General features: G+C 44.8%; 18 protein-coding genes. 16 read left to right on the top strand and 2 right to left on the bottom strand.

Going from position 1 to position 19,641, the window contains the following annotated elements; genetic code table 11:
* Window positions 1-110 precede the first annotated feature (110 nt).
* Window positions 111-1,193 carry a hypothetical protein gene (locus ACTNB3_RS07745; protein ID WP_427805953.1) on the top strand — a complete coding sequence of 361 codons (1,083 nt, stop codon included), beginning with the start codon at window positions 111-113 and terminating at the stop codon, window positions 1,191-1,193.
* 93 nt (window positions 1,194-1,286) lie between these two features.
* Here ACTNB3_RS07745 and ACTNB3_RS07740 read toward each other — a convergent pair whose 3' ends face one another.
* Window positions 1,287-1,778 (bottom strand): prolyl-tRNA synthetase associated domain-containing protein, encoded by a 492-nt coding sequence (locus tag ACTNB3_RS07740; RefSeq protein WP_441024973.1) that lies wholly within the window; start codon window positions 1,776-1,778, stop codon window positions 1,287-1,289.
* A gap of 232 nt (window positions 1,779-2,010) precedes the next feature.
* Between ACTNB3_RS07740 and ACTNB3_RS07735 the strand changes: the two genes are divergently transcribed.
* The 14 genes from ACTNB3_RS07735 to ACTNB3_RS07670 all read left to right on the top strand — a co-directional run bounded on the left by ACTNB3_RS07735 (window position 2,011) and on the right by ACTNB3_RS07670 (window position 18,316).
* The gene (locus tag ACTNB3_RS07735; RefSeq protein ID WP_441017809.1) at window positions 2,011-3,051 is read left to right on the top strand and encodes an ABC transporter ATP-binding protein; all 1,041 of its coding nucleotides are present in this window, start codon (window positions 2,011-2,013) and stop codon (window positions 3,049-3,051) included.
* The gene (locus tag ACTNB3_RS07730; protein WP_427820646.1) at window positions 3,035-3,901 is read left to right on the top strand and encodes an ABC transporter permease; all 867 of its coding nucleotides are present in this window, start codon (window positions 3,035-3,037) and stop codon (window positions 3,899-3,901) included. Before ACTNB3_RS07735 ends, ACTNB3_RS07730 begins: the two co-directional genes overlap by 17 nt.
* A 12-nt stretch (window positions 3,902-3,913) precedes the next feature.
* On the top strand, window positions 3,914-5,365 hold the full coding sequence (locus ACTNB3_RS07725; RefSeq protein ID WP_441024972.1) for a Gldg family protein: 1,452 nt from the start codon (window positions 3,914-3,916) through the stop codon (window positions 5,363-5,365).
* Between the two features lie 12 nt (window positions 5,366-5,377).
* Window positions 5,378-6,340 (top strand): DUF4340 domain-containing protein, encoded by a 963-nt coding sequence (locus tag ACTNB3_RS07720; protein ID WP_441024971.1) that lies wholly within the window; start codon window positions 5,378-5,380, stop codon window positions 6,338-6,340.
* Window positions 6,341-6,480: 140 nt separating this feature from the next.
* Window positions 6,481-7,890, top strand: a complete 1,410-nt coding sequence (locus ACTNB3_RS07715; RefSeq protein WP_427820649.1) for an aminotransferase class I/II-fold pyridoxal phosphate-dependent enzyme — start codon at window positions 6,481-6,483, stop codon at window positions 7,888-7,890.
* On the top strand, window positions 7,883-8,479 hold the full coding sequence (locus tag ACTNB3_RS07710) for a guanylate kinase (RefSeq protein WP_427805946.1): 597 nt from the start codon (window positions 7,883-7,885) through the stop codon (window positions 8,477-8,479). The genes ACTNB3_RS07715 and ACTNB3_RS07710 overlap by 8 nt, the downstream gene beginning before the upstream one ends.
* Window positions 8,480-8,548: 69 nt before the next feature.
* Window positions 8,549-9,538 (top strand): DNA polymerase III subunit delta', encoded by a 990-nt coding sequence (holB, locus tag ACTNB3_RS07705; protein ID WP_427820650.1) that lies wholly within the window; start codon window positions 8,549-8,551, stop codon window positions 9,536-9,538.
* A 3-nt stretch (window positions 9,539-9,541) separates the two neighbouring features.
* A complete protein-coding gene (locus tag ACTNB3_RS07700; protein WP_427820651.1) occupies window positions 9,542-10,453 on the top strand; it encodes a PSP1 domain-containing protein in 912 nt (303 codons plus the stop codon).
* Window positions 10,443-11,204, top strand: a complete 762-nt coding sequence (locus tag ACTNB3_RS07695; protein ID WP_427805943.1) for a tRNA1(Val) (adenine(37)-N6)-methyltransferase — start codon at window positions 10,443-10,445, stop codon at window positions 11,202-11,204. The genes ACTNB3_RS07700 and ACTNB3_RS07695 overlap by 11 nt, the downstream gene beginning before the upstream one ends.
* A 15-nt stretch (window positions 11,205-11,219) precedes the next feature.
* Window positions 11,220-12,059 carry a 16S rRNA (cytidine(1402)-2'-O)-methyltransferase gene (gene rsmI, locus ACTNB3_RS07690; protein ID WP_427805942.1) on the top strand — a complete coding sequence of 280 codons (840 nt, stop codon included), beginning with the start codon at window positions 11,220-11,222 and terminating at the stop codon, window positions 12,057-12,059.
* A 148-nt stretch (window positions 12,060-12,207) separates the two neighbouring features.
* Window positions 12,208-13,320, top strand: a complete 1,113-nt coding sequence (locus tag ACTNB3_RS07685) for an ABC transporter ATP-binding protein (protein ID WP_427820652.1) — start codon at window positions 12,208-12,210, stop codon at window positions 13,318-13,320.
* A 346-nt stretch (window positions 13,321-13,666) separates the two neighbouring features.
* Window positions 13,667-16,339 (top strand): cation-translocating P-type ATPase, encoded by a 2,673-nt coding sequence (locus tag ACTNB3_RS07680; RefSeq protein WP_441024970.1) that lies wholly within the window; start codon window positions 13,667-13,669, stop codon window positions 16,337-16,339.
* A gap of 43 nt (window positions 16,340-16,382) precedes the next feature.
* Complete coding sequence (locus ACTNB3_RS07675; protein WP_441024968.1) at window positions 16,383-17,615, top strand: AI-2E family transporter; 1,233 nt, start codon at window positions 16,383-16,385, stop codon at window positions 17,613-17,615.
* Between the two features lie 98 nt (window positions 17,616-17,713).
* Window positions 17,714-18,316 carry a nucleoside recognition protein gene (locus ACTNB3_RS07670; protein WP_441024967.1) on the top strand — a complete coding sequence of 201 codons (603 nt, stop codon included), beginning with the start codon at window positions 17,714-17,716 and terminating at the stop codon, window positions 18,314-18,316.
* Window positions 18,317-18,463: 147 nt separating this feature from the next.
* Here the strand turns inward: ACTNB3_RS07670 and ACTNB3_RS07665 are convergent, their stop codons facing one another.
* On the bottom strand, window positions 18,464-19,369 hold the full coding sequence (locus tag ACTNB3_RS07665) for a PD-(D/E)XK nuclease family transposase (RefSeq protein WP_441024966.1): 906 nt from the start codon (window positions 19,367-19,369) through the stop codon (window positions 18,464-18,466).
* Window positions 19,370-19,536: 167 nt separating this feature from the next.
* Here ACTNB3_RS07665 and ACTNB3_RS07660 point away from each other — a divergent pair.
* The coding region (locus tag ACTNB3_RS07660; RefSeq protein WP_441025008.1) for a transposase at window positions 19,537-19,641 on the top strand (105 nt) is incomplete at its 3' end.

The raw sequence follows: 19,641 nt of genomic DNA, 5'->3' as shown, positions 1-19,641 counted from the left end.
TTCTGACATCTCGGCATTTAGGAATGTCGGAATATGAAGAACGATTATAGAGTCCAATTCCTGAGATTTACGCTATAATGGTGGCAAATCAAAGAAGGAGGACTCTTTTTATGTTAGAGAGGATCGTAACACAGCAAGTGTTTTTCTACTTCGTCGGCGCTGTGATTGCTATTGGAGTTCTTGCAAAGATTATCGCCGGCATTTCGTTAAAACGTCTGGTTAAGGCGGCAAGTAACATGGGAAAGAGTAATCATGCACTGATGAAGCTTGTGAGAGCAAAATTTGAGCATGCATGTATGATCAGTGATAAAGTGCAGAATGTGCGGGCATTTGTGGACAAGTATGTATATGAGTACAAAGTGCTAGGACTCAGACTGCATTCATGGCGTCAGCTTGAGAGAACAGCAATCTGGCTCTGTGGTCTTTTGAGTCTTGCCGGTGCAGGTATGGTATATTATGTGAAAGGACCTGATACGATCATGTATCAGTACATGATTCTTGGCTCTGTCGGTATGCTGGCGTTATTCTTGCTCCATATCACTTCAGATGAACGCTATCAGCTCGAGGCGGCAAAAACTTATATGGTAGATTTCCTGGAAAATACATATGCTCATCGTTATACAAAAGGTCCCCGGAAAGAATTTCAGGTTACCGTACAGCGTGCAATGGAGGAACGGGAAAATGTTCCGCCGCAGAGAGAACCGATTTCAGATCCGGGAAATATGCCCGGACAGATGCCGCGGCAGCCGATACCCGGAGGTGAACCGCGTCCGCAGCCTGTGCCCGTAGTTGATCCGCAGCCTGCTCCATACGTCACGCCACAGCCTCAGCAGGTTCCGGTGACGGAGCCGCAGGCATATACCATGACCGGGCAGCAGTCACCGAATGCATCAGAAGAAAATGCAGAAAAGGGGAAGAAAGGGAAAGCACCGTTCGGGCACGGATTAAAGAAGAAAAAGGAAAAAGCAGAGACGGTGGCGGCTTCAGGAAATGCGTACGCGGCGGAGAACTACCCACAGCCGGAATCGCAAAATACAAGGTATGATTACGAACAGTATGGAATGCAGAGTATGAGGAGAGAATATATGCCGGAGCAGGAGCGTGGGTACGCGAAAGCACCGGTGACAAATGAAACAGGAGAGTTGGAGAAGGAGGCGAGAATCCGGGAAATCCTGGAAGAATTCCTCGCTTAATAATAGATTGAAAAAGAGCTGATTGTTCATAAAAAACGATCAGCTCTCTTTGCGTAAACTCAAAGATATTTCAGGTATCGTAAAGATTCGGCACTATATCCGAATCTGCATAACATCAACTTCAAGTTCCCATAAAAACTTATCCAGATCTTTATAGGACAGGAAAACAGTTGCCGTATTTTCAAGAGGATGAATGCCGAGGCTCTTGCATTTGGTCAGGTCACGGTCGATAAAGAATTCGACTGCATGGTCGGTATCGTTGATGAGTCCGAACGGAGTAACACTTCCCTGTTTCAGCCCCAGATATTTTTCAAGGCGTTCTTCGGAGGCAAAGCTAAGTCCGCCGGTGCCAAGCTGTCTGGCAAGAGATTTTAAATCGACTTTCTTTGCTTCATCACAAGTTACCAGGAAATGCCGCTTGCCCTTGGAATCCCTGAGAAACAGGTTCTTGCACAGGATCCCTTTTGCAGGAAGACCAAGGCGGTCCATATCTTCCATTGTATAAACGGGTTCATGTTCGACAACTTCATACTTAATATTCAATTTTTTTAACATATCATAAATGCGCTGCTTTTGATCTCCCATTGCCATATCTCCTTTGCATTTTATTTTCTATCATTATAGGCGAAAGCGTCTGGAATGTAAAGATTGAACCTGGCAGATCCGTATGTGAAGACACACAAAAATCACAATTCTCACGCAAAACTTTCACAGTTATTCCTTATACTGGCTCTTATGCAATCAGAAAAATCCGGTGGTATCCGGGCAGTTTGAAGCATAAGCTGAGAAAGATAGAAAAAAGCTAGGAGGGAACGTGTTGATTGAAGTAAGGAATCTTGTAAAGAGATATGGGACACATCTGGCCGTGGACCATTTGAGTTTTACAGTAGAGAAGGGGCAGATATACGGATTTCTGGGACCGAATGGCGCCGGGAAATCGACCACGATGAACATTATGACAGGATATCTGGGGGCAACCGAAGGGGAAGTCCTGATTAACGGGCATAATATTCTGGAAGAACCGGAAGAGGCGAAGAAATGCATCGGATACTTGCCGGAAATGCCGCCTCTTTATCTGGAGATGCGGGTCCGCGAGTATATGGATTTTGCGGCGGAGCTGAAGAAGATACCGAAGAAAGAGCGGAAAAGTGCAGTGGAACAGGCGATGAAGATGGTGAAACTTACAGATGTAGAGAATCGTCTGATCAAGAACCTGTCAAAAGGATATAAGCAGAGAGTCGGACTGGCACAGGCAATTCTGGGATTCCCGGAAATCATCATTCTGGACGAACCGACGGTCGGACTGGATCCGAAGCAGATCATTGAAATTCGCGAACTGATCCGTGAGTTGGCAAAGAAGCATACCGTTATATTAAGTTCCCATATTCTGGCGGAGATTCAGGAGGTCTGTGATTATATCATGATCATCTCCGGAGGAAAGCTTGTGGCGAGTGATACACCGGAAAATCTGGAGAAACTCCTTGAAGGACAGCGGTCGGTTGAAATTCTTGCAAAAGGAACGGAAGATAAGGTAAGGATGATTCTGAAGTCGATTCCTGAGGTGAAAAGCGCAGACGTAAAACCGGGGGAAGAAGGCGGAACGACAAAGGCAAGTGTGATTCCTACAGAAAATCAGGATATCCGTGAGAATGTGTTCCGTGCATTTGCCGGTGCGGATTGCCCGCTCCTGATGCTATATCACAGCAGGACAACACTGGAAGATGTATTCCTTGAATTGACTCAAAAAGAGAGTGCCGCCGTGGAACAAGCCAGGACAAAGAGCGATGTAGAAGAACTATGGGATGAAGAAGAACTGTATGAAGGAGAGGAGGAATCGGGCGATGACGGCGATTTATAAAAGAGAACTAAAATCCTATTTCCAATCCATGACAGGATATGTACTTACCGCATTCATGGTCGTGTTTACCGGGATTTATTTTATGGCGTATAATCTGAATTCGGGGTATCCGTATTTTTCGTATGTTTTGCTGAGTATTAATTATATATTGATTATTATCGTACCGCTTTTGACTATGCGTTCCTTTGCGGAGGAAAGAAAGAGCAGGACAGATCAGATGCTTTTGTCTGCACCGGTGAGTCTGACAGAAGTAGTACTGGGGAAATATCTGGCGATGATTACTGTATTTGCAGTACCATGCGTAATATTCTGCACATTTCCGTTGATTATCAAAAGCTTTGGGACGGCCTATCTGAAAGTGGATTATTTATCAATTTTAATGTTTTTCCTGATGGGATGTGTATACATATCAATCGGAATGTTCCTTTCATCCCTCACAGAGAGCCAGATTATCGCGGCCGTCACAACCTTTGGCGCGCTGCTTCTGGTTTATCTTTGGGGAGGACTGACTCAGTTCCTTCCAACATCCAAGACCAGTGGTATGATCGGGATGGTGATTCTTCTGACGATCGTGGCAGCAGTTATTTATCAGATGACGAAAAACTGGATGATTTCCGGTATTGTAGAAGTTATCGGCGTAGCCATAGTCGTGGCTCTCAGTTTTGTAAAGGCGGAACTGTTTGAGAATCTTCTGGTCAATCTGATGGAGAAATTATATATTACGGAAGTGTTTGAGAATATAGCGGTAAATCGTCTGTTTGATGTAAGTGGACTTGTGATGTATCTGACCGTGATTGCAGTGTTTGTTTTTTTTACGATGCAGTCCATTCAGAAAAGACGTTGGAGTTAGGAGGGGTGAGACATGGAAAAGATTAAGAAAATGTTCAAAAGTGTATCCTCCAAAAATGGTACGTATAGTGTAGGCCTTACCGTACTGGTTCTGGTGATTGCGGTGCTGGTCAATCTTGTGGCCGGTCAGCTTCCGGAAAGTATGAGAAATATTGACATCAGTGACAACGGAATCTACGAGATCAGTGAGGTCTCGGAAGAAATTCTGGACGAACTGGATAAAGAGGTGAAGCTGACGGTCGTGGCGGATCTGGATTCTGTCGATCAAAGAATTGAGACATTTGTAAAGAAATATGCGGCTTTATCGAAGAAGATCGACCTGGAATGGATCGATAGTGTACAGCATCCTTCCGCTTTGCAGAAGTATAATACAGAGGGCGACATCATCAACGTAGAGTGTGAAGAAACAGGAAAGAGCACGCAGATTGCCTTTGACGATATTATCAAATATGATGAATACACATATTATATGTCCGGACAGCTTAGTGAGACGGAATTCGATGGAGAAGGACAACTTACAAGCGCAATCGGATATGTGACCAGTACCGAGACTAAGAAAATCTATCGCACCAGCGGACACGGTGAGGCGACGTTTTCTACATCGGTAAATGAATTGTTTTCCAAGAATAATCTGGAGACATCCGAGATCAATCTGAGTATGAATGCGCAGATTCCGGAGGACTGTGATCTTTTGTTCCTCTATGCGCCATCTTCTGATATTACGGATGATGAAAAGACGCTGATAGAGGATTATCTCGCGGATGGAGGCAACGTGTATCTGATTCTGGGTACGGATGAAGTGGATCTGCCGAACCTGGAAGCGATTATGGCAGATTATGGGCTGGGACGTGCGGATGGTTATATTGCGGATATGCAGAGATGCTATCAGAATAATTATTATGCGATCTTCCCGCAGCTTACATTGACCGGTGACCTGGGGCAGGGAATTAAAAATGAGATGGTTCTGCTCTTGAATTCGCATGGACTGGAAAAACTGGATACAGAAGACGACGCACTGACGGTGTCAACATTTATGGAAACATCAACGCAAAGCTATGCGGTGCGGGAAGACGGAGAGACGGAAGGACAGTACATTCTGGGAGCAGTTGCAAAGAAGACCTGCGATACCGGAGATGAAGATACGAATGAAGATGAGGAGGATGCCGGTTCCGGGGATACAGAAGAATCGGAGGTTTCCCGGTTAACAGTCGTCGCTTCGGATTCTCTGATCAGTTCGGATATTACCGATCAGCTCACAACACTGGATAACCTGACACTGTTTGTGAATTCTGTCATGAACAATTTTGATGATGTGGAAAATGTTGCAATTGAAGCGAAGAGTCTGAGTGTGGAGCAGAACACACCGGTTCATGCAGGAACGATCAGTCTGATCATCATATTTGTGATTCCGATTGCGATTCTTGTGATTGGATTTGTGACATGGATGCGCAGGAGAAAATCATAGGGAGGACTGTATATGAAGAAAAAGCAGAAAACATTTGCAATTCTTATAGGAGTGATTGTGATTCTGTTACTGGCATTCTTTGGAATGAAGTATGTAAATCATGCGAATGAAGAGAAGGAAGAGCAGAAAAAAGAGGAGGAAAAAATCCAGGTTCTGAAGGCAGACAGTCTGAATGCGATGACATATGCAGATGCAGAAGGAAACAGTATGGCATTCGAGAAGGAAGAAGGGGTCTGGAAGTTCAGTGAAGATCCGGTGATCGAGCTTCAGGAGGATGTGATGCTGGATATGGAAAATGCTTTTTCGGACATTCAGGCGATCAAAGAGATCAGCTCGCCCGATGAATTATCAGATTATGGGTTCGATGCGGTGACATACCGCCTTTCCGTCACAGAGGAAGATGGAACGGAACATGAGTATCTGTTTGGAAATACAACAGGGGAGCAGATTTATTTTATGGAGGAGAACGGAGAAAATGTCTACACAGTTTCTTCAGAACTGACTTCCCAGATGTTGTGGAACCTGGCTGATATTGCGGAGAAAGACAGTTTTATTCAGATTATTGCAGATCATTTTGTCAAAGAGGTGATTACGGCACCGGATGGAACACAAACGGTGTATGAAGCAGTGGAAGAAACAGAAGATTCGGAAGATGAGACAGAACAGTCGGATGATGCAGAAGAAAATAATCCGGTTGAGAAAGTTGCAAATGGAATTGCCGGAATGTATTTTACCGATTGTGTCGATTATCATGTGACAGATGAGACAAAAGCCGGGTATGGTCTGGATGAGGCGTCCAGAACGAAGGTGGAAGTGACTTACAAAGACTCGCAGGACGGAGAAAAAGAGAAAACGGTGATCTTCTATGTGGGGAAAGAAGATGAGGACGGCTCATATTATTATGTTCAGCTTGACGGTTCCATCCGGGTAAACCGGGTTCTTTCCGATAGCATTAAGACCATTCTTCCGGAATAGAAATTTATATCGTTTGTTGTAATTCCATTTTAAAACCGCTATACTAAGAACTGGACTTGGTATAGCGGTTTGTTGCGCTATGATATGAGAGGTTGGCGGAACACACAAAAAAGTGGTTCTGCAGGAAATATGGAGGACGCATGAAACGATTATATGACAGATTAGAAGAATACTCCCGGCAGGATTATTATGGCTTTCATATGCCCGGGCATAAAAGAAATACAGAAATTCTGGGAGTGGATCTGCCGTATGCGATTGACATTACCGAGATAGACGGGTTCGACGATCTGCATCATGCCGATGGGATTCTGAAGGAAGCGCAGGAAAGAGCGGCATCCGTATTTGGGGCGGATGAGACACATTTTCTGGTAAATGGAAGTACAGTGGGAATTCTGAGTGGAATTCTGGGAAGTACAAAGAAGGGCGATAAGATCCTGGTGGCACGTCATTGTCACAAGTCGGTTCATCATGCTATCTATTTAAATGAATTGAGACCGAGGTACCTCTATCCGGATTTTGACGGTGAAAAACACTGGAATGGAGAAATCCGCGCGGAAGATGTCAGAAAAGCACTCGAAGAAGAGCCGGACATACGGGCGGTCGTTGTGGTCTCTCCGAATTATGATGGGGTGGTTTCAGACATCAGGGAGATTGCACGGATCGTGCACGAAAAGGGAATTTCTCTGATTGTGGACGAGGCGCACGGAGCACATTTTGGCTTTCACCCGTATTTCCCGGAGCGGTCAAATGGACTGGGAGCCGATGTGGTGATCCAGAGTCTTCATAAGACGCTGCCATCCTTGACCCAGACGGCACTTCTTCATATGAACGGACCGATTGCAAACAGAGAACGGATACGGCGTTATCTGGATATGCTGCAGAGCAGCAGCCCCTCTTATGTCTTCATGGCGAGTATGGATGCATGCATTGATTTTGTGGCAGGGGAGGAAGGTGCGAGGGCATTTCATATTTATGCCGAATGCCTTGCGGAAACCAGAAATAAACTTGCCGCTTTGCGCTTTCTGAGACTTCTGGAATCCGATCATTATGATCCGTCCAAAATCGTAATTTCGGTTTCAAAAGCGAATCTGACGAGCCATGAGTTATATGAGAAACTTTTGCGTGACTATCATTTGCAAATGGAAATGGTGGCAGGGACGTATTTGATTGCCATGACATCGGTCGCCGATACGAAGGAAGGCCTGGACCGTCTGGTGAAGGCACTATTAGAGATTGACGGGGAATTGGAAGAGCCGAAGTGTTGTGCAGAGATTTCCGGTGAGCTTCCGCGGCAGGAGCAGGTGTTTACACCGTTTGAAATTGCCGAAAAGAACGAACAGGGACTGGGAGAAAGTATTTCCTGGAGACAGAGTGAAGGAAGAGTCTCTATGGAATATGCGTATCTCTATCCGCCGGGAAGTCCGGTCATTGTGCCGGGCGAGCGAATCAGCAGAGAGGCGGTGGAGCTTCTTGCATTTTATGAAGAACAGAAATTTCAGATAGAAGGAATTCAGGAAAAAGGAAGAATCAGGGTGCTGAAAAATGAGTAATATATATTATCTGATGGGAAAAAGTTCATCCGGAAAGGATACCATTTACAAAAGAATCAAAGAATTGCATCCGGAACTGAAAACGGTCACGATTTACACGACCCGCCCGATCCGTGAGGGGGAGAAGAACGGGAAAGAATACTATTTCGTAAATGAAGAGAAATTGCAGCAGTTACTGGATGATGGGAAAGTGATTGAGCTGCGCACCTATGACACCGTTCATGGTCCCTGGAACTATTTTACTGTGGATGACGGACAGTTTGATCAGGATACGGCAGATTATCTTATGATCGGGACACTGGAATCCTATCAGAAGATGAGAGAATATTTTGGCGAAGAAAGAATAGTGCCACTCTATATCGAAGTGGAGGACGGGGAACGTCTGATGCGTGCACTTACCAGAGAGAGAATGCAGAAAGAGCCGAAATATGCGGAAATGTGCAGACGCTTCCTTGCAGATACCGAGGATTTCTCGGAAGAGAATCTGAAAGCGGTGGGAATTACCGAACGGTTTGAAAATCGGGAACTTGAGGAAACGGTAAGAAAAATTTCAGAAAGAATTCAGCAGAAAACAGGCGAATTAGGCTAGGTATTCCGCTGAAATTATGATACAATAACAGGTAGTTACGGGAATTTATACATTAAAGAAGGTGAAGCTATGTCAGGTTTTAAAGATGTCGTTGGACATACTGAGATTATTGAATATATGAAAAATGCAGTGAAGCAGGATAAAGTGTCTCACGCTTATATTTTAAATGGACCGAAAGGGTCAGGAAAGAAGCTGCTGGCGAAGCTTTTTGCCCAGGAACTTCAGTGTGAGAACAATGGGGATGAGCCGTGTAATAAATGTCATTCCTGTCGTCAGGCCATGAGTGGCAATCATCCGGATATTATCCGTGTGACCCATGAAAAACCGAATTCCATCAGTGTAGATGAGATCCGTGTACAGATCAATGAAGATATTCAGGTGAAGCCGTACAACGGGAAATATAAGATTTATATCGTACCGGATGCAGATCTGATGACGGTACAGGCACAGAATGCATTGTTAAAGACGATCGAGGAACCGCCGTCTTATGCGGTGATCTTCCTGCTTACGGAGAATGCAGACAGCCTGCTCCCGACGATCTGTTCCAGATGTGTTATGCTGAAGCTTCGCAATATCAAGGATAAACTGGTGAAAAAGTATCTGATGGAGACGCTGGAGATTCCGGATTACAAAGCGGATGTCTGCACGGCATTTGCACAGGGCAATGTGGGAAGGGCCATTATGCTGGCAAACTCAGAGCATTTTAATGAGATCAAGGAAGAAGCAATCCAGCTTTTGAAGAACATTGATACGATGGAAGTCAGCGACCTGGTCGAGGCGATTAAGCGGATTACCGCGTATAAGATCGAGATCAATGACTATCTGGATATCCTGATGATCTGGTATCGGGATGTATTGATCTACAAAGCAACGAAGAATATTGACAGAGTGATTTTTAGCGAACAGCTTGATTATATCAAGGAACGCGCGAAGAAAAGCTCCTATGAAGGGATAGAAACGATTTTGAATGCGCTGGAGAAGGCGAAAACACGTCTGAAAGCGAATGTGAACTTTGACCTGGTAATGGAGCTTCTGTTATTGACGATAAAGGAGAATTAGCCGATGACAAAAGTAATAGGAGTCCGTTTCAGGGCTGCAGGGAAAATTTATTTTTTTGCTCCGGGCAAGCTGCAGATTCAGCGCGGGGATCAGGTAATCGTGGAGACGGCACGGGGAGTGGAATTTGGAAATGTCGTGATGGGACCGAAGGAAATCCCCGATGAGGAGATCACCCAGCCGCTCAAGACGGTGATCCGCGTTGCAACAGACGAAGACCGGAGAACCGAAGAGAAGAACCGGAAAAAAGAAAAAGAAGCATTCAACATCTGTCTTGAGAAGATTCAGAAGCATGGACTGGAAATGAAGCTGATCGATGCGGAATACACATTTGACAATAATAAAGTTCTGTTTTATTTTACAGCTGACGGAAGAATCGACTTCCGTGAACTGGTCAAGGATCTGGCGGCGGTGTTCCGTACGAGGATCGAATTAAGACAGATCGGGGTACGTGACGAGACGAAGATCCGCGGAGGAATCGGAATCTGCGGGCGTGAGCTTTGCTGCCACACTTACCTGTCTGAATTTGCACCGGTATCGATTAAGATGGCGAAGGAACAGAATCTGTCGCTGAATCCATCAAAGATCTCAGGCGTATGCGGCAGGCTGATGTGCTGTCTGACGAACGAGGAAGAGACCTACGAAGAACTGAACAGCCGCCTCCCGGCAGTGGGAGATACCGTGACGACCAGTGACGGACTGCGGGGAGAGGTGCACTCATTGAGTGTCTTAAGACAGCAGGTAAAGGTGATTGTAAACCTGGATAACGACGAGAAGGAGATCCGGGATTATAAGGTCAGCGAACTGAAGTTCCGGCCGAGAAAGCGTAAGAATGATGTGAAGCTGACGAAACAGGAGATGAAAGAGCTTGCGGCTCTGGAAAAGGGTGAAGGAGCGTCAAAATTAGATGACAACTAATCTGAAACAGGGGGAACGGCTCGACGATTTACAGATAAAAGGATATGAGATCATACAGCATCCGGGAAGGTTCTGCTTTGGGATGGATGCGGTTCTTCTCAGTGCATTTGCAAAGATAAAAGCGGGAGAATGTGTTCTTGATCTTGGGACAGGAACGGGAATTCTCCCGATTCTTTTCGCTGCAAAGACAGAAGGCAGGCATTTTACCGGGCTGGAGATCCAGGAGGAGAGTGCGGATATGGCGAGAAGAAGCGTACAGCACAATCACCTGGAAGAACGGGTGGAAATCGTAACCGGTGATATTAAGGAAGCATCGATGATCTTCGGGCCGTCATCGATGGATGTGGTGAGTACAAATCCACCGTATATGATCGGCGGACACGGACTGGCAAATCCGAAAAGCGAGAAAGCGATCGCACGCCACGAGGTACTGTGTACACTGGATGACATTATCCGGGAAAGTACAAAAGTATTGAAACCGGGCGGACGATTTTACATGGTTCACAGGCCGTTTCGGCTTGCTGAGATTCTGTCCAAAATGACAGAAACGGGATTGGAGCCCAAAAGGATGCGTCTGGTATATCCATACATAGATAAGGAACCAAATATGGTTTTGATTGAAGGAATCCGGGGTGCGAAGCCCAGAATGACGATCGAACCGCCGCTGATCGTTTACAAAAAAGATGGAACATATACACAGGAAGTACTGGAACACTATGGAATGGACGGCTTGGGAAATAACGGCAGGTAACGGAAAGGAGAGCGTATGGCGGGAACATTATATTTGTGTGCGACACCCATCGGCAATCTGGAAGATATGACGTTCCGGGTGATCCGGACATTGAAGGAAGTAGATCTGATCGCAGCAGAAGATACGAGGAACAGCATCAAGCTGCTGAATCATTTTGAGATTAAGACACCGATGACCAGTTACCATGAATACAATAAAATCGAAAAGGGACAAAAGCTGGTGGATAAACTGCTGGAAGGACAGAACATAGCATTGATTACAGATGCAGGTACGCCGGGAATCTCGGATCCGGGAGAAGAACTGGTGAAGATGTGCTATGAAGCCGGGATTACAGTGACTTCACTTCCGGGTGCGGCCGCATGTATTACTGCGCTCACGATATCCGGATTGTCAACCAGAAGATTTGCTTTTGAGGCATTTCTGCCATCCGATAAAAAAGAGCGTCAGGAAGTTCTGGCGGAACTGGCAGAAGAAACCAGAACCATGATCATTTACGAGGCACCGCACCGCCTGGTGAAGACCTTGAAGGAACTGGGGCAGGTTCTGGGAGAAGACCGCCGGCTGACTGTATGCAGAGAACTTACGAAGAAGCACGAAACAGCATTTACCACAACATTTGCCGAAGCAGTCTCTTATTATGAAGAAAATGAGCCAAAGGGAGAATGCGTGCTGGTTGCAGAGGGAAAAAGCCGTGAAATGATACGACGTGAAGAACAAGGGAAATGGGAGCAGATGAGCATTCCGGAGCATATGGAGTATTATCTGAACCAGGGAATGGAGAAGAAAGAGGCTATGAAATGCGTCGCAAAGGACAGAGGGATCGGCAAACGTGACGTATATAAGGCACTTTTGTAGTTTCGTCAATTTGTACACCTTGTTTATAAAACTTTGTTCAACCCGAACATAGACCAGAAACGATTTTTTTACTATACTAAATGACAGATAGAGAAAACGGCTGAGCCGTAATAAAAAGTAATCAAAACATTTTAGGAGGAAAGAACCAATGGCAAGTTTATCATTAAAACATATCAACAAAACTTATCCAAACGGATTTGAGGCAGTTAAAGATTTCAACCTTGAAATCGAAGATAAAGAATTTATCATCTTTGTAGGACCGTCAGGATGTGGAAAATCCACAACACTTCGTATGATCGCAGGTCTGGAAGACATCTCAAGCGGTGAATTAAAGATTGGTGATAAAGTAGTGAACGATGTAGAACCAAAAGACAGAGATATCGCAATGGTATTCCAGAACTACGCTCTGTATCCACATATGACTGTATATGATAACATGGCATTTGGTCTTAAATTAAGAAAAGTTCCGAAACCGGAAATTGATAAAATGGTTCGTGAAGCGGCAAGAATCCTTGACCTGGAAAGCCTGCTTGATCGTAAACCGAAAGCATTATCAGGTGGACAGAGACAGCGTGTTGCTATGGGACGTGCTATCGTTCGTAACCCGAAAGTATTCCTTATGGATGAGCCTCTTTCAAACCTGGATGCTAAGCTTCGTGGACAGATGCGTATTGAGATCTCTAAATTACATCAGAGATTAGGTACAACCATCATCTACGTAACACATGACCAGACAGAAGCTATGACACTGGGAACCAGAATCGTAGTTATGAACGCAGGTGTTGTTCAGCAGGTAGATACTCCACAGGTATTATACGATACCCCGTGCAACCTGTTCGTAGCAGGATTCATCGGATCTCCGCAGATGAACTTCGTAGATGCTGTATGTAAAGTAAAAGGCGACAAAGTATACCTTCAGGCTGGTCCTTCTGATATCGAACTTCCGGCTGCAAAAGCTAAAAAGCTTATCGATGGCGGATATGATGGAAAGACAGTTGTTCTCGGAATCCGTCCGGAAGATGTACATGACGAACCAGAATTTATCGCAAAATCTCAGGGTACTCTGATTGAAGCTACAATCCGTGTATACGAAATGCTTGGTGCAGAAGTTTACTTACACTTCGATTACGAAGGAGCAAGCATGACTGCAAGAGTTGATCCTAGAACAACAGCAAGAACAGGCGATACTGTTAAATTTGCTTTGGATGCAGACAAGATTCATGTATTCGATAAAGAAACAGAAAAGACAATCACAAACTAAGAATGTGTAATCCGCAAGAGACATATCCCATTTGAGATATGTCTCTTGTTTTTTGCCATGTGTACGCCAAACAGATCCGGTGGAATTTTTTTAATCTTTCAAATTTCCGAAAATGATTGACAAAATAATAGAATCTGATTATTATAACTAATAAGTAAAAGGGAGTAACCTACGTTTGTCATGAATGCGTTTACGATATCGTCAATACGATGGAACCCATCCGGTATCGTGAGAAAACGGTGAGACTTTTATTGCAGGAAGAAGTATGCAATGAAAGTCTTTTCTTTTTATCTTTTTGCATAGTGTCTTCTGAATTGTAAATACTTGGAAGTAGGAGGAAAACACGATGAAAGAAATTTACCAGCTAACAGCTGCTGAGGTGCAGGAGAGAGTGAACAGCCATCCGGACGGACTATCCAAAACGGAAGTAGAACAAAGTCGTGAGAGATCAGGATGGAACGAACTGACGGAAGGGAAGAGGAAGAGTGTACTGCAGATTTTTCTGGAGCAATACAAAGATTTCCTTGTATTTATATTGATCATATCTGCGATTATATCCGGAATTTTAGGAGATATGGAGAGTGCGATTGTAATTCTGGTGGTCATTACGATCAATGCGATCCTCGGAACGGTACAGACGCTGAAAGCGGAACAGTCCCTGCAAAGCTTGAAGAAACTTTCGGGTCCGGAGGCGAAAGTCATGCGTGACGGCGCGGTCGCCCCGATCCCGGTCCGGGAACTTGTCGTGGGAGATCTCGTGATGCTGGAGGCAGGGGACTATGTCCCGGCGGACGGAAGAATTCTGGAAAATGCAAGCCTCAAGATCGATGAAAGTGCACTCACAGGGGAGAGCCTTGGAGTGGAGAAGCAGGAAGATGTCATTGAAAACGAAGTTCCTCTGGGAGATCGGACCAACATGGTGTTTTCGGGAAGCTATGTCACATACGGGCGTGGAAGCTTTGTCGTGACGGATGTGGGAATGCAGACCGAGGTCGGGAAAATCGCCGGTTTGCTGAAAAATGCTTCCGAGAAAAAGACACCGCTTCAAGTGAATCTGGATCAGTTTGGGCAGAAGCTATCCATTATTATTTTAGTGTTCTGTGCCATTTTATTCGGAATCAGTGTTTTGCGGGGAGAGAATATCGGAAATGCATTTCTCTTTGCCGTTGCACTCGCGGTTGCCGCTATTCCCGAAGCGCTCAGTTCTATTGTAACGATTGTGCTTTCCTTTGGAACACAGAAAATGGCTAAAGAGCATGCAATCATCCGTAAACTTCAGGCAGTTGAAGGATTGGGCAGTGTGTCCGTGATCTGTTCTGATAAAACAGGAACCTTGACACAGAATAAAATGACCGTGGAAGATTATTATGTGGATGCCAGAAGAATCCGCGCTGCAGAGGTGGATCTGAATGATACACTGCAGAGACAGCTTTTGCGGTATAGCATTCTGTGCAACGATTCGACAAATGAAGACGGAATTGAGATTGGCGATCCCACAGAGACGGCACTCATTAATATGGGAAGTGCACTGGGAGTCGAGGCGTCCAAAGAGAGAGCACAGTACCCGAGACTGTCGGAAATTCCTTTTGACAGTGACAGAAAATTGATGTCTACTTTACATTGGATGGAAAATCAGCAGGGAGAGCACGTGTACCGTATGACCGTGAAAGGTGCTGTGGACGTAATTCTGAACCGTGCTATCCGGATCCAGACGGCAGACGGTGTCCGGGAAATAAGTGCCAAGGACATAGAAAAGATTGAAAAACAGAATCAGGATTTCTCAGGAGAGGGACTCCGGGTTCTGGGATTTGCATACCGGGACATTCCGATAAAGGATGGAGGTAAGTCAGACGAAAGCATTGCGAAAGAGCAGGCTCCGGTATTACAAGTGGAAGATGAAGAGAATCTGGTATTTCTGGGAATGATTGCGATGATGGATCCGCCCAGAGAAGAATCCATGGGGGCGGTCGCAGAGTGTATCAAAGCAGGGATCCGACCAGTCATGATCACTGGGGATCATAAGATCACTGCAGCGGCAATTGCAAAACGTATCGGCATATTAAAAGATTTTTCAGAAGCGTGCGAAGGTGCACAGATTGATGGGATGACGGATGAGGAACTGAGAGAATTTGTTCCTCGGATCTCAGTTTACGCCCGCGTTTCACCGGAGCACAAGATCCGGATCGTCCGCGCCTGGCAGGAACGAGGCAATATTGTTGCCATGACCGGTGACGGAGTCAATGACGCACCGGCTCTGAAACAGGCGGATATCGGTGTTGCGATGGGAATAACCGGAACCGAAGTGGCCAAAGATGCGGCGGCGATGGTGCTGACAGATGATAATTTTGCAACCATTGTAAAAGCGGTGGAAAACGGACGGAATGTCTATCGAAACATTAAGAATTCGATTCAGTTCCTCCTGTCCGGCAATTTTGGCGCGATTCTTACCGTACTTTTTGCTTCGCTGGCAGCACTTCCGGTGCCGTTTGAACCGGTTCATCTTCTCTTTATCAACCTGCTGACTGACAGCCTTCCGGCAATCGCATTGGGACTGGAACCGCACAGCAGAGATGTGATGGAAGAAAAGCCTCGCCCGATGAATGAATCCATTCTGACAAAAGCATTTTTGGGCAAGATAGGTCTGGAAGGCCTGGTGATCGGAGTGATGACAACCATCGGTTTTCTGTTGGGATACCGTCAGGGCGGAGCTGCGCTCGGGAGCACGTTCGCATTTGGAACATTGTGCCTGTCAAGGCTCGTTCACGGATTCAACTGTAAATCAGATGATATGATTTTGTTCAGCAAAAAGCTGTTTAATAATAAATATCTGATTGGTGCATTCGGAATCGGTTTTGTTTTCATTACAGCAGTCCTGATGATACCGGGACTTCACAATGTGTTCAAGGTGGTGACGCTGGATGGCGGGCAGTTCCTGACCGTCTGTGGACTGGCGATTCTGAATCTTCCGGTGATTCAGGTGCTGAGGGCAGTGAGAAAAGGTTGGAGAAAGCAGAAATAATAGGAAGAATTACAGAAAGAAATGCAGGAGGAGCGTGGCGTAAATGGATTGGAGTCAGGAAACACTTCGAAAAATAAGAGGATTGATTGTATTTACGATTTTGATTATGGTTGGACTCTGGAATTTCGATAAAGTTTTAGAGATTGTGGGAGTGATATGGGGACTTGCGTTTCCGTTTGTACTTGGAGGTGCAATTGCATTTATCATCAATGTCCCGATGAGCTTCATCGAAGCGAAAATGTTCGGAAAAAATAAGGAAGACAGAGGAAAAGCGGCGAAGAAGCTGGCAAGGCCGGTCAGTCTCGTATTAACAATTGCGATTGTTGTCGGTCTGATCGTACTTGTGATGTTTGTTCTTGTACCGCAGTTGGGGGATACATTTTCCAGCCTGGGAAGCAGCATTGCAGCGTTCATTCCGAAACTGCAGGAATGGGTCGGGAATTTTACGAATAACAATCCGGATGTGATGAAATGGGTGGATCAGATTGAATTTAATCCGGATAAGATGATCAGCTGGCTAATGGGAATGCTTGGAAACGGAGCCGGAAATGTGATGAATACGACATTTAATGCGGTGAGTAATCTTGTCGGTGGCGTGGCCAAATTCTTTATTGCGTTTTCATTTGCCTGTTATGTTCTCTTTCAGAAGGAAAAACTGCATGTACAGGTCAGAAAGGTATTTTTTGCATTTATTCCCAAAAGGAAAGCGGAGGCGGCACTGGAGATATGCTCACTGACCTATAAGATCTTTTCCAATTTTCTGACAGGGCAATGTCTGGAAGCAATCATTCTGGGATGCATGTTTGTGGTGACGATGACGATTCTTAGAATGCCGTATGCACTTCTGATCGGAATTATTATTGCCTTCACCGCACTGATCCCGATTTTTGGTGCATTTATCGGATGTGCCCTGGGAGCTTTTATGATTTTTATGGTAAATCCAAGGCAAGCGGTTGTTTTTGTTATTATGTTCCTGGTGCTTCAGCAGATAGAAGGAAATCTGATCTACCCGCACGTTGTTGGAAATTCCGTGGGACTTCCTTCAATCTGGGTACTGGCAGCAGTCAGCATCGGTGGAAATCTGATGGGGGTTGTCGGAATGTTGATCTTTATCCCGATTGTTTCGGTTATCTATACATTATTCCGGGAAATTGTGTATCTCAAGCTTAAGAAACAGAAGATCAAAAATGTGACGGCGCAGACTGTGGAGGAATATTCGGAGGAAGAAGTTCAGAAAATGCAGGAGATCTTTGAAGCGGAGCATGCGGAAGATTAAAAAGAAACAATCTGGGTATTTGAAGAAGAAGAACTATAAGTGAAATATTGAAAAGGTTCCGCATATCTATTAGAGAGAAGCTTTTTCAGGTGAAATAAATGCTGAACTATTTATGGGCGGGCATGATTATTATGGGAATCATATTTGCCGCATTTACCGGGAAAATGGCAGATGTCACAAATGCCGCACTGGATTCCTCTAAAGAGGCAGTCACCCTGTGTATCACGATGATGGGAGTGATGTCGTTCTGGGTAGGCATCATGGAAATCGCGAAAAAAGGTGGGATCATGGAAGCTGCAGCGAAGAAAATGAGACCACTTATACGTTTTCTGTTTCCGGAATTACCCGAAGGACATCCCGCGGAAGAACATATAACAAGTAACATCATTGCCAATGTCCTAGGCCTCGGCTGGGCCGCGACCCCCGCCGGGCTGAAAGCCATGGAAGCACTGGCAGATCTGGAAGAAGACAGAAGGCGAGGAAAACTTCCGGGACCGGTAAGGAAGAAAGGAATCGCAAGTAATGAGATGTGTACCTTTTTGGTTATGAATATCTCCTCACTGCAGCTGATCCCGGTAAATGTAATCGCCTACCGGAGCCAGTACGGCAGCGTGAACCCGGCGGCGATTGTAGGGGCGGGGATCTTGGCGACGGCGGTGAGTACCGGAGTGGCGGTTGTGTATTGTAAACTTAGAACTTAGGGACGGTTCTTTTGCCACGACCAGCGCCCTTTGGCTTCAAATACTATGGTAAGAGAAACATATATGACAATTACAAAAAGCAGTCTTTACAGGAAAATAAGAATAATCTGCAAAGACTGCTTTTCGATTTCGAAGTTGCTATTAGGTTTAAAAATTTAACTTCTTTCGTAATTCCAGGAGTTCCTGTTCCATTTTGGATAACTTTAACCGCTGGGCATCAATCATACCTTTTTGCGAAACAATTGTATCTTTTTGCGAATCAATCATACCTTTTTGCGAATCAATCGTATCTTGTTGGGTATCGATCGTTTTTTTCTGCGAATCAATCGTATCCTGCATTTCATCAATCATATATTGCACAGTATTACGATCCAGTTCTTGTAATTCCTTTGAAAACATTTCCATCACCTTTTCTGTATTGCGACAAATCTGGTATACATCATCATAGAGAGGCTTGAATTCGGGGAAGGCTTCGATTAGTTTCATAATCGTCTCCGGTTCGTCCACACATAGGAAGGTAAGCCAAGCTTCTAACTTGTTATTGATACCTTTATTTTGCAAAGTTTTCTTGAAAATGTCAAGAGCGATAAAGGTATAATCCTGAAGCAGTTCCAGTTTTAAACCAGTATCGGTTTTTTGATTAGAATGATGGATATAAATATCTGGAAATTTGTGAAATTCATATGTGCTTTTTTCGAATAGGATGACAGTATAGACATTTTTGATATCGCGATAGCTGAACCGTTTTTTCTTCTCACTCTTAACTCGCTTGTACTGGCGAAGGAGCAGATCAGCAGAGTAGCAGGTGCATCGCTGCCCGGGAAATGCATACCCAATCTTCTGCACCTCAACATTCGCGATGCTTCCAGTGGATAGCTCAACTACAATATCCATGATCAGTAGTGAACTTTCATCTGCAATGCGGGTAGAATCATTAGGAAGGACTTTCAAAATAGTGACTTTTTGATTTGATACAAGTGATAAGAAATCTTCCAGGCGTTCCGGTATGGTTTCCGGATTCATGATTTCTTTAAAGAAGGAATCATAAAGCATTCGAACTCCCTTGGCTCCAGTACAGAAATTTAACAAGATATAGCAAGAATTCTCCCACCTCTTTAGGTGGCGAGATGAATTGCAAAAAATATAAGAGAACACTTGTTCTAAGGTGCCGGATGTGGTATAATATAATCAGTCGAATAAAAGAAAGGACTGACTATAATATGGATTTGGATAATAATGCACATTCAGTATTTTTGTTATATTATCATTTGATTATGGTTGTGAAATATCGCCGGAAAGTGATAGATGATGTAATATCAAACAGA

Origin of the sequence: Bariatricus sp. HCP28S3_D3 (genome assembly GCF_052065755.1) — a bacterium.
Classification (GTDB): Bacteria; Bacillota; Clostridia; order Lachnospirales; family Lachnospiraceae; genus Allocoprococcus.
This window is presented reverse-complemented; position numbering and strand designations above follow the sequence as displayed.